Below are 12,928 nucleotides of genomic sequence, written 5' to 3' on the forward strand. Positions count from 1 at the left end.
TTAATAAACCTCCTTCAATTATCCGCCGATTTGTGACATCCGCCGATCCGTCGGCTGATGGCTCTGATTCTCGTCCGCCAGCTTGGCGGCCATCTCATGGTTTAAAGGCTTGATGTCCAACGCCTTCATGAACAGTTGCTTTAAAGCTTCCTCATCCCCGATCAATGGCCTTACATTAAGCTCGTCTACCCAATATAAACAGGGCTTCAGACTACCGTCCGCCGTCAACCTGAGCCGGTTGCAGCGCTCGCAGAAATGATTGCTGACAGGATGAATTAATCCAAATGTGCCTTGAGCCCCTTGAATCTGATAGTCCTCGGAAGGGCCGTTTCCTTGTAAATCATTAATTCTGGCAAAATGGTGACCCTGGTCCTCCGCGATTTCCATTACTCTGGACAGAGGCAGATAATGCTTCTTCCAATTCTCATCCGCGTGACCGATCGGCATATATTCAATGAACCGCACATGAAGCGGTTCGTTCAAGGACAGCTCCAGAAACTTGGCAATTTCATTCTCATTGATACCCTTTAGCAACACGCAATTAATCTTAATCGGATGAAATCCCGCCCGCGCCGCGGCCTCAATGCCCCGAATGACTTTATCCAAACCGCCGTTTCGGGAAATCATCCTGAACTTGGACGGATCAAGCGTATCCAGCGAGATGTTCACCCGGTTCAAACCGGCTGCTTTAAGCGCCTCCGCTTTCTTCTCAAGCAGAATGCCGTTGGTTGTCATAGCTATGTCATCTATGCCCGGTATTGCGGCAAGTTTCGCGATTAACAGCTCAATATCTTTACGAATTAACGGTTCGCCTCCGGTAATCCTCAGTTTACGGATACCCATAGAAGCACCCGTCTTTACAACCGCTTCAATTTCTTCAAAGCTCATCACATGTTCGGATTCGAGAAAATCCAACCCTTCCTCCGGCATGCAGTAGACGCAACGTAAATTGCATTGATCCGTTACCGAGATCCTTAAATAGTTATGAATTCTTCCGAACCGATCGATCATTTCGTTCATCTTTCATCACCGCTTTTTGTAAGTATAGAGTTCAGTATAGCATAACATTTAGCGGGTAATTATGGTATGCTTATGTCAGATTTACTCCAAAAAGAGAGGGACGAATCATGCAATTACGCATACAATTATTCGCGGGTCTTACCGAGCAGATCGGAGCTTCAACTATAGATGTTTCAATCACGGACCGGGATACGGAGCTGACATCCGCAGGACTTATGCGGCTGTTGTCGCAGAAATACCCGCAGGCCGCCTCCCTGCTGGCTTCATCGTTTGTTGCCGTGAATCAGGCTTACGCCGATCAAGAGCAGCGAATTCATGAGGGGGATGAAATTGCCGTCATTCCGCCCGTGTCGGGAGGTTAAACATGATGTATTTCATTAACGATTCGCCCATACAGGTGCAAGATGTGGCAGCTAAAGTAGCTCACCCCGACCATGGCGCATCCCTGTTGTTCATAGGTTCAACGCGGGAATACACCCATGGAAAGCGCACCGTACTGTTGGAATACGAGGCCTATATTCCAATGGCATTAAGCACATTAAGCCAGATTGGCAAAGAAGTTGCTGAACGCTGGGACGGCGCTTTATGCGCGATTACGCACCGGATCGGTCCCGTTGGTATCAAGGACATCTCCGTAGTGATTGCCGTCTCCGCCCCCCACCGTGACGCATGTTACGAAGCAAGCCGCTATGCCATTGAGCGATTGAAACAGATTGTTCCTATTTGGAAAAAGGAAATATGGGAAGACGGTTCCGAATGGAAAGGTCATCAGCTCGGACCTTGGAACCCCCTGAGTTAGCATTCCATTCTGCAAACGGTGTCACATATTGTAATAAAAAGAATGTGCTGATATGATAATTTTATTAAGTGCGGAAACGGGGCGGTCCGATGAGAGTTCATGTTACGGAGCTGGTGAACGGAGATACTTTAAACAAGGATATATACAACAGTTACGGGTTAATGGTTATTTCCTCGGGCACGGTCCTGCAGTCTAAAGAAATATCCAAGCTCTATCTTCATTCCATTGATTACGTGGACATTCTGACCCGCGCAACCCTGCACGACCTGGAACCGGACAAGCTGGACAATCCTTATTTAAGTTCAATGCATTCCGAATACATATCAGCCCTTCAGGGCATCGAATCCCTATTCGCACAGGCTTTCCAGGATGGTAAATTCGAACACGAACAGATGGAATCTTCCTTCGGACCGCTTGTGATTAACTTTAAGCAACAGACGGATGTCGTCACCCTCTTACTTACTTTAAACAGCAAGGATGACTATACATATCAACATAGCGTACAAGTGGGCATGATTTCTTATTACATAGCCAAATGGTTGGGACTGCAGGAAGAAGAAGCGCTGATTGTCGGCAAAGCCGGTTTCTTGCATGATATCGGGAAATGCAGAATCGATGAGTCCATCCTAAATAAACCCGGACGTCTTACCGAGACGGAATATACGGAAATCAAACAACATACCATCCACGGTCATGAAATTATCTCCCGCTCCATCGGAAGTTCTGTCTACTCCAGAGTCGCGCTGGAACATCATGAACGGATGGACGGTCAAGGATATCCGAACGGGAAGAAGGGTGATGAGTTGCACTTCTACTCACGGATTGTGGCTGTAGCCGACGTATACAGCGCGATGATCTCCTCAAGAGTTTACCAGGAGAAGAGGGATTTACTCACCGTGCTGAAAGAATTGAACCGATGCAGCTTCGGTGAACTGGATCCCGTCATTACTCAGACCTTTATCAAAAATATGATCCCCAATTTTATAGGCAAAAAAGTCATGCTGAAATCCGGCGAAACCGGTGAAATCGTAATGAACAATCCCAATGATTTCTTTAGTCCCCTTCTGCAAATCGGAGATCAGTTCTGCGATTTATCCAAACAGAGCGAGGCTGAAATCGATACGATCTTTATGTAAAGAACACCGCAGAACTGGTACTTAAGAGCCCGCTCTGCGGTTTTTTATGCGTACAGAATCTTTGGCCGCCCTATTGAACCAATCTCTTCGCGGTCAGGAACGTTCTCTTCCAATATGCTTTATTGATATCCGTAATTTGGACTCCGTTTTGAGGCTCTGGTGAAGCGTGTATCATTTGGTTGTCCCCCATATAAATGGCCACATGGCCAATCGTACGGTTGGATTTGAAACGTCCCGGTACGTAGAAGAACATCAAATCGCCGGGCCGTAGATTTTTCCGGCTTACTTCTATGCCGTTCCTTGCTTGTGAACGGGCCGTACGAGGCAAATTCACTCCGTATTTATCAAACACATGTTGAGTAAATGTAGAGCAATCAAACGTTCCGGATTTCGGATAGGATTCTGTGCCGAATTCGTAATCCACGCCAATATACTTCTTCGCAGTCGAGAGTAGACTGGATTCATTCGCGGAAACAAGTGCAGGCAAAGCCTCTTCCTGATCTCCGTTCATGGATGGTGAAGTGCCATCCCCTGAAGTTTCGTTGCCTTGAGCTTCATTCCCTTGAGTTTTGCTTCCCTGATCTTCTTCACCCGATGGTGAATGAGGTTCGTCTCCGAAATTGAGGTTCGGGTCATTCCCCTCATCCCCATCATTAAAGTTTAACCCGTCAACGGGAATGGAGGAAGGGGACAACACAAGTCCGTCAGTTCCCGCTTGAGCGTTCATATCGTTACGAAACATATCCTCAGCGGCGGAGGCAGGCATATAAACGCCTCCGTTGATAAGAACGGACGGTTTGCTAAGCTGGATCTGCTCGCCCTCAGTCTTTACAACATTGGAATTCACATTGAACTCAAACTCCTCGCCGTAATCGCCTAATTTCAGAATGCCCGCGCTTTCGTTGAACTTAGAACGGAATTCCAGTGTTTCGGCGAGCTGAGAAACCGAAATATATTTCTCCCCTTCCCGCTCCATATAGGGAATCGTCACCGGGCTTAAGCCGCCACTCTGCATTCGAAATCTTCCGGTTCCGCCATTTGGCGGGATATCCGCCGCGCCCCGGCCTTTAAGCTGCATCTCCCGAATTTGACGCCTTTGCTCTCCTTGTTGCATTTGTAACTGTTGTTCCTGTAATTGACCTTCATGTTGTAAGTGAGGCGGGATTTCGGACAGACCTTGGCTTTGATTCTGACCTGTCCCTCCGCAACTCGGCAGTAACAAGATCCCGCCGGCTATAGCCGCCATAATCCATTTATCATTGCGGTGTTTCTTTGGTTGATTCACTTGGAGTCCCCTTCCGCTTTAAGTTACTTGCATGTCATCCATTAGCATGAGGTTCCCAAAGTGAATTTATGCAAAAGAAAAGACACAGCCGCAAGCGGCTATGCCTTTATGATCATTCTGTATTGGACTATTTATTATCCGATTGAGCCTTCCATTTCGAACTTAATCAATCTGTTCATTTCCACCGCGTATTCCATCGGCAATTCCTTGGTGAACGGTTCGATAAAGCCCATAACGATCATCTGAGTCGCATCCGCTTCCGTTAAGCCGCGGCTCATCAGATAGAACAATTGGTCTTCGGATACTTTGGAAACCGTAGCCTCATGCTCCAACGTGATGTTATCATTCAGAATCTCATTATAAGGGATTGTGTCCGAAGTAGACTGTTTATCCATAATTAACGTATCGCATTTAATGTTCGCTTTCGAACCTTGGGAGTTACGTCCGAAGGAAGCCAAACCGCGATAAGTCACTTTGCCGCCATGCTTGGAGATGGACTTCGACACAATGGTGGAGGACGTATCCGGCGCAAGATGAGTCATCTTGGCTCCCGCATCCTGATGCTGACCTTTGCCGGCAACCGCGATGGATAGTACCATCCCTTTAGCGCCGCGACCTTTGAGAACAACAGCGGGGTACTTCATGGTAAGCTTCGAACCGATGTTACCGTCAACCCATTCCATGGTTGCATTTTCTTCAGCTACCGCACGCTTTGTAACCAAGTTGTAGATGTTAGGCGCCCAGTTCTGTATCGTTGTATAACGCACGCGCGCGTCCTTCATGGCAAGGATTTCAACAACCGCGCTGTGAAGCGAGTTCGTGCTGTATATTGGCGCTGTACAGCCTTCTACATAATGCACGGAACTGCCTTCATCCGCTAGAATCAGTGTACGCTCGAACTGTCCCATGTTCTCGGAGTTGATACGGAAGTACGCCTGTAGAGGCACTTCACATTTCACGCCTTTCGGAACGTAGATGAAACTTCCGCCGGACCATACGGCACTGTTCAATGCCGCAAATTTGTTGTCGTTCGGAGGAATAATCGTACCGAAAAATTTACGGAACAGCTCCGGGTGTTCACGCAATGCCGTATCCGTATCCGTGAAGATTACGCCTTGATCTTCAAGATCTTTCTGCATGCTGTGATATACGACTTCGGATTCATATTGAGCGGATACGCCGGCAAGGAACTTCTGCTCCGCTTCCGGGATACCCAGCTTGTCGAAAGTTTCCTTAATTTCAGAAGGAACTTCCTCCCAAGTTTTCCCTTGCTTCTCAGACGGTTTTACATAATACTGGATTTCATTGAAATCCAAGTCATCCATATTCCCGCCCCATGTTGGCATAGGCATTTTGTAGAACTGCTCCAAGGATTTCAAACGGAAATCCAACATCCACTCGGGCTCATTCTTCATTTTGGAAATTTCGATGACGATTTCTTTCGTTAAGCCTTTTCCTGATTGGAAGATGGACTTATGTTCGTCACGGAAGCCGTACTTGTAATCTTCCATTTCCGGCATTTGTTTAGCCATGGCACATACCTCCTGTAAATTGATGTTGAAGTTGAAATTAAGATTTATGTTCGGATTGCTCGATACCCTTACGTAAGGCGTTCCAAGCCAATGTAGCGCATTTGATGCGAGCCGGGAACTTGTTGACACCCGAGAGCGCCTCCAGATCCTCATAGTCCCCGAAGTCAACCTCTTCGCCTTTCATCAAGGACGAGAACTTCTCAGCCATCTCTAGCGCTTCATCCAACGTATGACCTTTGACGGCCTCCGTCATCATGGATGCGGAAGAGAGCGAGATGGAACATCCTTCACCGACGAACTTCGCCGCTTTCACGATATTGTCCTCCACTTGCATTTGCAGCTGGATCTTATCACCGCAAGTCGGATTATTCAATTCGATGGTAACAGCTCCGTCTTCAAGCTGGCCCCGGTTACGCGGATTTTTATAATGATCCATTATGACTCTTCTGTACAAATCATCCAATTGCATGACCGAAGTACTCCTTTGTTTTTAGTAAGGCTTCGACTAAGCGGTCAACATCTTGTTCCGTATTATAGAGATAGAAGCTGGCGCGCGCCGTAGCAGACACTTCTAACCAGCGCATCAGGGGCTGACAGCAATGATGACCGGCACGAATGGCAATACCTTCAGTGTCCAGCACCGTAGCCACGTCATGCGGATGCACATCGCCAAGATTAAAGGTAATGAGTCCGGCTCGGTTATCGCGCGGACCATAGATGCTGATGTCGGGAATACCGCTCATTCGATCCATCGCGTAGGCTGTTAACTGCTTCTCATGAGCATCAATGTTATGAAGTCCGATCTCCTGAAGGAAATCAATAGCCGCTCCAAGTCCGACAGCGCCTGCGATGATCGGCGTTCCGCCTTCGAATTTCCAAGGAAGCTCCTTCCAAGTGGAGTTATACAGATCCACATGGTCAATCATTTCGCCCCCGAATTCAATCGGTTCCATACCTTCAAGAAGTACTTTCTTTCCATACAATGCCCCGATCCCGGTAGGCGCACACATCTTATGACCGGATAGCGTATAGAAATCACAATCCAAATCTTGTACGTCGATCTTCATATGGGGTGTGCTTTGCGCGCCGTCAACCAGCATCTTGGCGCCGTGACGATGTGCAATCGCGGCGATTTCCTTCACCGGATTAACGACACCCAGCACATTCGAGACGTACATGACAGAAACAAACTTCGTTCTTTCTGTAATTGTGGCTTCCGCATCCGCAATCGTAATGGAACCGTCAGGCTGTAACGGTATATATTTCAGAACGGCGCCGGTCGCTTTCGCGACCTGCTGCCAAGGAATTAAGTTGCTGTGATGCTCCATCGGAGTAATGACGATTTCGTCGCCTTCACCGCACACAGCCCGCGCGTAGCTTGAAGCAACCAGATTAATAGCCGTTGTTGTTCCGCGCGTAAAAATAATTTCCTGCGTGGAACGGGCATTAATAAACTTCTGCAGCTTTTCTCGCGCACCTTCGTAAGCGTCTGTCGCGCGGGATCCAAGTGTATGCACACCGCGATGTACATTCGCGTTGTCCCATTCATAGTAGCGTTTGACGGCATGGATGACGGATTCCGGTTTCTGGGAAGTGGCTGCGCTGTCCAGATAGACAAGCGGGTGGCCGTTGATTTCTTGTTGTAGGATCGGGAAAAGCTCACGGATTTGTGAGGAATTCATCGCCCTAACTTCCTTTCAATCATACCCTGTAATTGATTGCGAATGGGTTCCAACGGAATTTCGGCAACAACAGGCGCAAGGAATCCATAAATAATGAGACGCTCAGCTTCTTGTTTACTTATACCACGAGACATCATGTAGTAAACCTGCTCAGGATTCACTTGACCTACTGAAGCTGCATGTCCTGCCGTAACATCGTCTTCATCGATCAGCAAAATCGGATTCGCGTCGCCGCGCGCTTTGGGGCTCAGCATCAACACTTTCTCGGTCTGTTCTCCGTTAGCTCGTGTGGCGCCCTTCTCAATCTTAGTAATCCCGTTAATGATGGCGCTGGCGCTGTCTCTCATAACGGCGCGCGTAATCATCTGGCTGTCGGAGTCCATTCCGAAGTGAATGGCATGTGTCGTAATGTTAAGGCTCTGATCGTTCGAGCCTACGCATAACACCTTGGCATCCGATTCCGAACCGTTTCCTTTAAGAATAGAAGTGGTTTCGCTAACCGCTTTACCGTCATTCAACTCGCCGACAATCCATTCCATCCGTGAATCGTTCTCTAACACGGCACGGCGGTAGGATAAATCCACCACATGGTCGCCGAACGCGTGAATGGAGGAATATTGAACCTTAGCTCCCGGTTTGGCGAACACTTCTACAACACCGTTGTGCACCTGAGGCTTCCCTTTGTCGGAGGAAAGGTAGTTATCCACGTAAGTAACGCGGGAGTTCGCCTCGGCCACGATCAAGACATGCGGCGCGAATGTAGCGGAACTGTCCTCCGCGTAGAATAGGGCTTGAAGAGGAACCTTCACGTCCACGTTGCGGGGCACATAAAGGAAAACCCCGCCGTTCCATGCTGCCGCGTGAAGTGCTGTTAAGCGATTCTCTTCAACAAGCACGGCTTGCATCAGGTAAGATTGAACCAATTCGGCGTGTTCGCGGGCTGCCTCTTCCAAGCTGGTGAAAATAACGCCTTGACTGGCAAGTTCGGCGGATAACCGCGTATAAACTACGCTTGAATCCTTCTGAACAAGCAGGTTCTCGCCCTGCGCCGCTTCCGTAATTAAAGCTAACGCTTCCTGTGGCAATTCTGCCGGAGAAGCGATCGGTGCGGACGCTTTAGGCGCTCCGTAGGCATCCAGATTCCAGCGGGTAATATTTGTTTTTTCCGGTTTCGGAAGTTCCAGTTGACCGGCAAGTTCCAATGCTTTAAGCCTAAGTTCAGCAAGCCATGCAGGCTCGCTCTTGCTTTCGGATAAGGCACGGACCGCGTCCGGGTTCAACGGAAGAATGGTATTTGTGCTCATGCTTCTTTGCTCCCCCTTTGGTTAGACGCTCTCGCCTACAGTTTCGTCCACGATGCCGAGTTCTTCTTTCACCCAGTCGTAGCCTTCGGCTTCAAGACGCTTAGCCAATTCAGGTCCTCCGGACTTCACGATGCGGCCTTGCATCATCACGTGAACATGATCCGGAGTAATATAATCAAGCAAACGCTGATAGTGAGTAATGATCAGGAAACTGCGGTTCTCGTCGCGCATCGCGTTAACACCCGCGGCAACAATACGCAAAGCGTCAATATCCAAGCCGGAATCAATTTCATCCAGTATGACAAGCTTCGGATCCAATAGCATCATTTGCAAAATTTCGTTGCGTTTCTTCTCGCCGCCGGAGAAGCCTTCATTCAAGTAACGGTGTGAAAACTCGGGATTCATTTCTAGCTCTTTCATCTTGCTTTCCATCTGACGGATAAACTTGATCAGTGAAATCTCGCTGCCTTCTTCCCTGCGCGCATTGATTGCGCTGCGAAGGAAATCGGAATTGGTTACACCTGTGATCTCGCTTGGATACTGCATCGCCAGGAACAGGCCGGCGCGGGCGCGCTCATCTACGGCCATATCCAACACATCTTCGCCGTTCAATGTAACGGAGCCGTCTTGCACTTCATATTTAGGGTGGCCCATAAGCGTGGAAGCAAGGGTACTCTTACCTGTGCCGTTCGGTCCCATGATCGCGTGTATTTCGCCGCCTTTAATATCCAGGTTAATGCCTTTCAGAATTTCTTTCCCTTCAATAGTGGCTTTTAAGCCTTCTATTGTAAATTGCAATGTGGACATGAAATGTTACCTCCGTGAAATAAGTATAATGAGAAAAATCCCGAGTGGAATTCTTCTTATTTAGTAATTATTCTAATTTGATTCTCAATGATTCTCAATATAAATATAGCTTAACATATCTCCCGGATAAAGACCAATGACCGGACAAGCTTTTGCTCAAAAAAAGAAGGTTATGGTCTACATTACTCCTTAGCAGGTCGACTTTACGTGGCAAGCGCATGTTTTAAACGCAGATGTTCCTTCTCAAATTCGGTATCATTCAGCACGGGGGACAAGGGGCCCGCAGCTTCCATCCGGTCTTGTTCCAACCGCACCCACGATTTGCACCCCAGATATTCCGGCACAACCGGCAGAGTCACGGGATTCTCCAACATATACACGCGTAGAACAAGCAAGTGTAGAGGCTGCTTACGTTTCCATTTCAACCGTTCTTCGGCAAAAGCGTCCGTACCGATATGAAAATCAGCAATGCGGATTAAATCTTCCGTGTCCGTTATTTCAATACTTTCCACAACCTTGGCGCATGCGGACACTGTAACAGTCTGCCCTGTCTGATCCCAATTCACAAGCGTTTCGTCAATTTCAAGACGGTGTGATTCTTTGATCCATTCTTTTTTCTGATGTTCGTAGGTTGGATAAAGATAGAAGGTATGGCTTCGCACCTCAAAATGCCGCGTCTCTTCCACAATTCCGCCTTTTCGCATCATGATGATCTGCGCGCCTTCCTGCAGCGCCTTTGTGGTGACCGCCCATTCCTTGAGCGCGATGGACTCCGGTATGAACATCATTATTTCCTCCTCTGCCAACATGAATACCAAAATTATAATGAAGCTTCCTGCTGAAAACAACTGCAAACTATGGTCTGAGGATTAGGTATGTTCATCATGTGGGTTCTATTTTATAATAGGTTCAAATGCGCTCGCGTTTATCATGTATTCTGGGGAGGTTTTTACGCAATGTCCGCTTACCATCCGCTGAACGAAGCAGAAGCGATCGAAATAGCACGTACTTTACCCGGCTTGTTTAGTCCCGGAGCCGAATTGACCAGCCGTGAAATCGGCGACGGCAATTTAAACCTGGTGTTTCATATCAAGGATGCTTCCGCATCCCGCAGTATCATTATGAAACAAGCTCTGCCCTACGCCAAAGTCGTGGGGGAATCCTGGCCGCTGACGCTGGACCGGGCCCGTATTGAAAGCGAAGCTTTGCTGCTTGAGGGTACTTTATGTCCTGGTTTGGTTCCTCATGTCCACTTGTACGATCCGGAGATGTCATTAATTGTCATGGAAGATCTAAGCGACCATGTCATCATGCGTAAAGGGCTGATTGAGGGCAACCGTTATCCGCTGTTTGCCGATCACATCTCCACTTTCCTCGCGAACACGCTCTTTTTCACTTCCGATCTCGGCATGAATCAGCAAGAGAAGAAAGAGCAGGTCAAGCGATTTATTAATCCGGAGTTGTGCAAAATTACCGAGGATCTGATCTTCGACGATCCTTACCGGGATGCGGACACCAACAATTTCGCCGAATCGATTCGCGACGAGGCCGAAATGCTGTGGCACGACGGAGAACTTCACCTGGAAATCGCGTTGCTTCGTCATAAGTTTCTCACGCATGCGCAAGCGCTCTTACACGGGGACTTGCACACAGGCAGCGTGTTCATTCGCGAGGATTCAACGAAAGTAATTGACCCTGAATTTGCCTATTATGGCCCTATGGGATTTGATATCGGCGCCGTTATCGCAAATCTGCTGTTGAATTACGCGGGTCAGGAAGGTTGGACCCGGGATGAAGCGGAGAGAGTTGCTTACAGAGCCTATTTGCTTGAAACCGTGAGAGAGGTCTGGAATGGATTTGAGACGAAATTCCGCAAGTTGTGGGATGATCAGATCCAGGACCGAATGTCTGAAGCGTCAACAGCGTTTCAGGATGTCTATGTGAAATCCGTCCTGCAGGACGCCATCGGATTCGCGGGCGCCAAAATGATTCGCCGCATCGTTGGTCTGGCTCACGTTGCTGATATTGATACCCTGACCGATGACGCGACGCGCGAAAGGGCTCAGCGACTTGCGCTGGCTGTAGGTAAAGCCCTTGTGAAACTGAATCGCCGGGCCGTTACGATTGATGAAGTCATTGAAATTGCCGAGCAACAAAGCTCGTTTGTTAAAGCATAACCTAGCATACTACAAGACTTATTTGTAAAGAGAGGAGTACCATCATGACCCCCGAAGAATTTATTCATACAGAGACACAACCTACTGACGGACAAGCCGGTTGGATCCAATCCGTCCGCTGGAACGCTTCGGAGCACAGGCTGGATCTGCTTGATCAGCGGCTGTTGCCGGAAGAAATCCGGTACTTGCCGCTTCACACCTCCCGGGACGTATGGGAGGCAATCCGTCACTTGGCGGTGCGCGGCGCCCCCGCCATCGGCATCAGCGCCGCGTTCGGCGTCTACCTCGGCATCCGGGATGCCGGGGGCGATGCGGCCGCGGTGCTTGAAGAAACGCGGAAGCAGGCCGAGTATCTGGCCACTTCGCGCCCTACCGCGGTCAACCTGTTCTGGGCGCTTGACCGCATGAAAGCCCGGGCGGACGAGCTCGCTTCGCGGCAGGATCTCACCCCGGCCGGGATGAAACAGGCGCTTCTGGAGGAAGCGCTGGGCATCCAGGCCGAGGACGAGGAAACCTGCCGCCTCATCGGCGAGCACGCCCTGGAGCTGTTCCAAGACGGCATGGGCGTGCTCACGCACTGCAATGCCGGAGGCTTGGCGACGGCGCGGTACGGCACCGCGCTCGCGCCGATCTATCTCGCGCAGGAGCGCGGGATCTCGCTCCGCGTGTTCGCGGACGAGACACGCCCTGTGCTGCAGGGCGCCAGGCTGACCGCCTTTGAACTGCAGCAGGCCGGCGTCGACGTGACGCTGATCTGCGATAACATGGCCGGCATGGTCATGTCCAAAGGCTGGGTGCAGGCGGTCATTGTCGGCACGGACCGCGTTGCCGCCAACGGCGATGTGGCCAACAAGATCGGAACTTACAGTGTCGCCGTGCTGGCCAAAGCGCATGGCATTCCCGTATACGTGGCATGCCCTTTATCCACCATCGATCTGACCACCCCAACGGGCGATGAAATCCCGATCGAGGAACGCCCGGACAGCGAAATCACCGAAGGCTTTGGTAAACGCACGGCCCCTGTAGGCGTGAAGGTGTTTAACCCGGCATTCGATGTAACGCCGAACGAATATGTATCCGCCATTATTACGGAAAAAGGAATTGTCTACCCGCCATATAACGTGAATTTGGCCAAGTTGTTCGACATTTAGGTCAGCCGTGAAGAAACCCGCCGTTCCTGTTGGAA

Annotated in this window: 11 protein-coding genes and 1 pseudogene; 4 read left to right on the forward strand and 8 right to left on the reverse strand. The window is 49.5% G+C overall.

Features of this window, described 5'->3' with window-relative positions; all coding sequences use genetic code 11:
- Positions 1-18 precede the first annotated feature (18 nt).
- Positions 19-1,020 carry a GTP 3',8-cyclase MoaA gene (gene moaA, locus SY83_RS21655; protein ID WP_068610346.1) on the reverse strand — a complete coding sequence of 334 codons (1,002 nt, stop codon included), beginning with the start codon at positions 1,018-1,020 and terminating at the stop codon, positions 19-21.
- Positions 1,021-1,127: 107 nt separating this feature from the next.
- On the opposite strand from moaA, the pseudogene SY83_RS23705 reads away from it, so the two are divergent.
- Positions 1,128-1,819, forward strand: a pseudogene (locus SY83_RS23705) (molybdenum cofactor biosynthesis protein).
- Positions 1,820-1,908: 89 nt separating this feature from the next.
- A complete protein-coding gene (locus tag SY83_RS21670) occupies positions 1,909-2,955 on the forward strand; it encodes an HD-GYP domain-containing protein (protein WP_068610351.1) in 1,047 nt (348 codons plus the stop codon).
- Between the two features lie 70 nt (positions 2,956-3,025).
- Here SY83_RS21670 and SY83_RS21675 read toward each other — a convergent pair whose 3' ends face one another.
- The 7 genes from SY83_RS21675 to SY83_RS21705 all read right to left on the reverse strand — a co-directional run bounded on the left by SY83_RS21675 (position 3,026) and on the right by SY83_RS21705 (position 10,353).
- Positions 3,026-4,240, reverse strand: coding sequence for a C40 family peptidase (locus tag SY83_RS21675; RefSeq protein ID WP_068610354.1), 1,215 nt, complete (start codon positions 4,238-4,240; stop codon positions 3,026-3,028).
- Between the two features lie 134 nt (positions 4,241-4,374).
- On the reverse strand, positions 4,375-5,772 hold the full coding sequence (gene sufB, locus SY83_RS21680) for a Fe-S cluster assembly protein SufB (RefSeq protein ID WP_068610356.1): 1,398 nt from the start codon (positions 5,770-5,772) through the stop codon (positions 4,375-4,377).
- 37 nt (positions 5,773-5,809) lie between these two features.
- On the reverse strand, positions 5,810-6,241 hold the full coding sequence (sufU, locus tag SY83_RS21685; RefSeq protein ID WP_068610359.1) for a Fe-S cluster assembly sulfur transfer protein SufU: 432 nt from the start codon (positions 6,239-6,241) through the stop codon (positions 5,810-5,812).
- On the reverse strand, positions 6,228-7,454 hold the full coding sequence (locus SY83_RS21690; RefSeq protein ID WP_068610361.1) for a cysteine desulfurase: 1,227 nt from the start codon (positions 7,452-7,454) through the stop codon (positions 6,228-6,230). The genes sufU and SY83_RS21690 overlap by 14 nt, the downstream gene beginning before the upstream one ends.
- Entirely contained in the window at positions 7,451-8,758 is a 1,308-nt protein-coding gene (sufD, locus tag SY83_RS21695; RefSeq protein ID WP_068610364.1) for a Fe-S cluster assembly protein SufD, read from the reverse strand. The genes SY83_RS21690 and sufD overlap by 4 nt, the downstream gene beginning before the upstream one ends.
- A gap of 21 nt (positions 8,759-8,779) precedes the next feature.
- A complete protein-coding gene (sufC, locus tag SY83_RS21700; RefSeq protein ID WP_068610366.1) occupies positions 8,780-9,565 on the reverse strand; it encodes a Fe-S cluster assembly ATPase SufC in 786 nt (261 codons plus the stop codon).
- Positions 9,566-9,768: 203 nt separating this feature from the next.
- Positions 9,769-10,353 (reverse strand): DUF1802 family protein, encoded by a 585-nt coding sequence (locus SY83_RS21705; protein ID WP_082882682.1) that lies wholly within the window; start codon positions 10,351-10,353, stop codon positions 9,769-9,771.
- Between the two features lie 168 nt (positions 10,354-10,521).
- Here SY83_RS21705 and mtnK point away from each other — a divergent pair, with 168 nt between their 5' ends.
- Both mtnK and mtnA read left to right on the forward strand, forming a co-directional pair.
- Positions 10,522-11,742 carry an S-methyl-5-thioribose kinase gene (mtnK, locus tag SY83_RS21710; RefSeq protein WP_068610371.1) on the forward strand — a complete coding sequence of 407 codons (1,221 nt, stop codon included), beginning with the start codon at positions 10,522-10,524 and terminating at the stop codon, positions 11,740-11,742.
- A gap of 44 nt (positions 11,743-11,786) precedes the next feature.
- Positions 11,787-12,893, forward strand: a complete 1,107-nt coding sequence (mtnA, locus tag SY83_RS21715) for an S-methyl-5-thioribose-1-phosphate isomerase (protein WP_068610372.1) — start codon at positions 11,787-11,789, stop codon at positions 12,891-12,893.
- Positions 12,894-12,928 lie beyond the last annotated feature (35 nt).

Origin of the sequence: Paenibacillus swuensis, from assembly GCF_001644605.1 — a bacterium.
GTDB classification, from domain to species: Bacteria; Bacillota; Bacilli; order Paenibacillales; family DY6; genus Paenibacillus_N; species Paenibacillus_N swuensis.

Excerpts from the sequence above, each read along its gene's own strand:
- moaA (WP_068610346.1), bottom strand. The coding sequence starts at position 1,020 with ATGAACGAAATGATCGATCGGTTCGGAAGAATTCATAACTATTTAAGG.
- SY83_RS21670 (WP_068610351.1), top strand. The coding sequence starts at position 1,909 with ATGAGAGTTCATGTTACGGAGCTGGTGAACGGAGATACTTTAAACAAG.
- sufB (WP_068610356.1), bottom strand. The coding sequence starts at position 5,772 with ATGGCTAAACAAATGCCGGAAATGGAAGATTACAAGTACGGCTTCCGT.
- sufU (WP_068610359.1), bottom strand. The coding sequence starts at position 6,241 with ATGCAATTGGATGATTTGTACAGAAGAGTCATAATGGATCATTATAAA.
- SY83_RS21690 (WP_068610361.1), bottom strand. The coding sequence starts at position 7,454 with ATGAATTCCTCACAAATCCGTGAGCTTTTCCCGATCCTACAACAAGAA.
- sufD (WP_068610364.1), bottom strand. The coding sequence starts at position 8,758 with ATGAGCACAAATACCATTCTTCCGTTGAACCCGGACGCGGTCCGTGCC.
- sufC (WP_068610366.1), bottom strand. The coding sequence starts at position 9,565 with ATGTCCACATTGCAATTTACAATAGAAGGCTTAAAAGCCACTATTGAA.
- SY83_RS21705 (WP_082882682.1), bottom strand. The coding sequence starts at position 10,353 with ATGATGTTCATACCGGAGTCCATCGCGCTCAAGGAATGGGCGGTCACC.
- mtnK (WP_068610371.1), top strand. The coding sequence starts at position 10,522 with ATGTCCGCTTACCATCCGCTGAACGAAGCAGAAGCGATCGAAATAGCA.
- mtnA (WP_068610372.1), top strand. The coding sequence starts at position 11,787 with ATGACCCCCGAAGAATTTATTCATACAGAGACACAACCTACTGACGGA.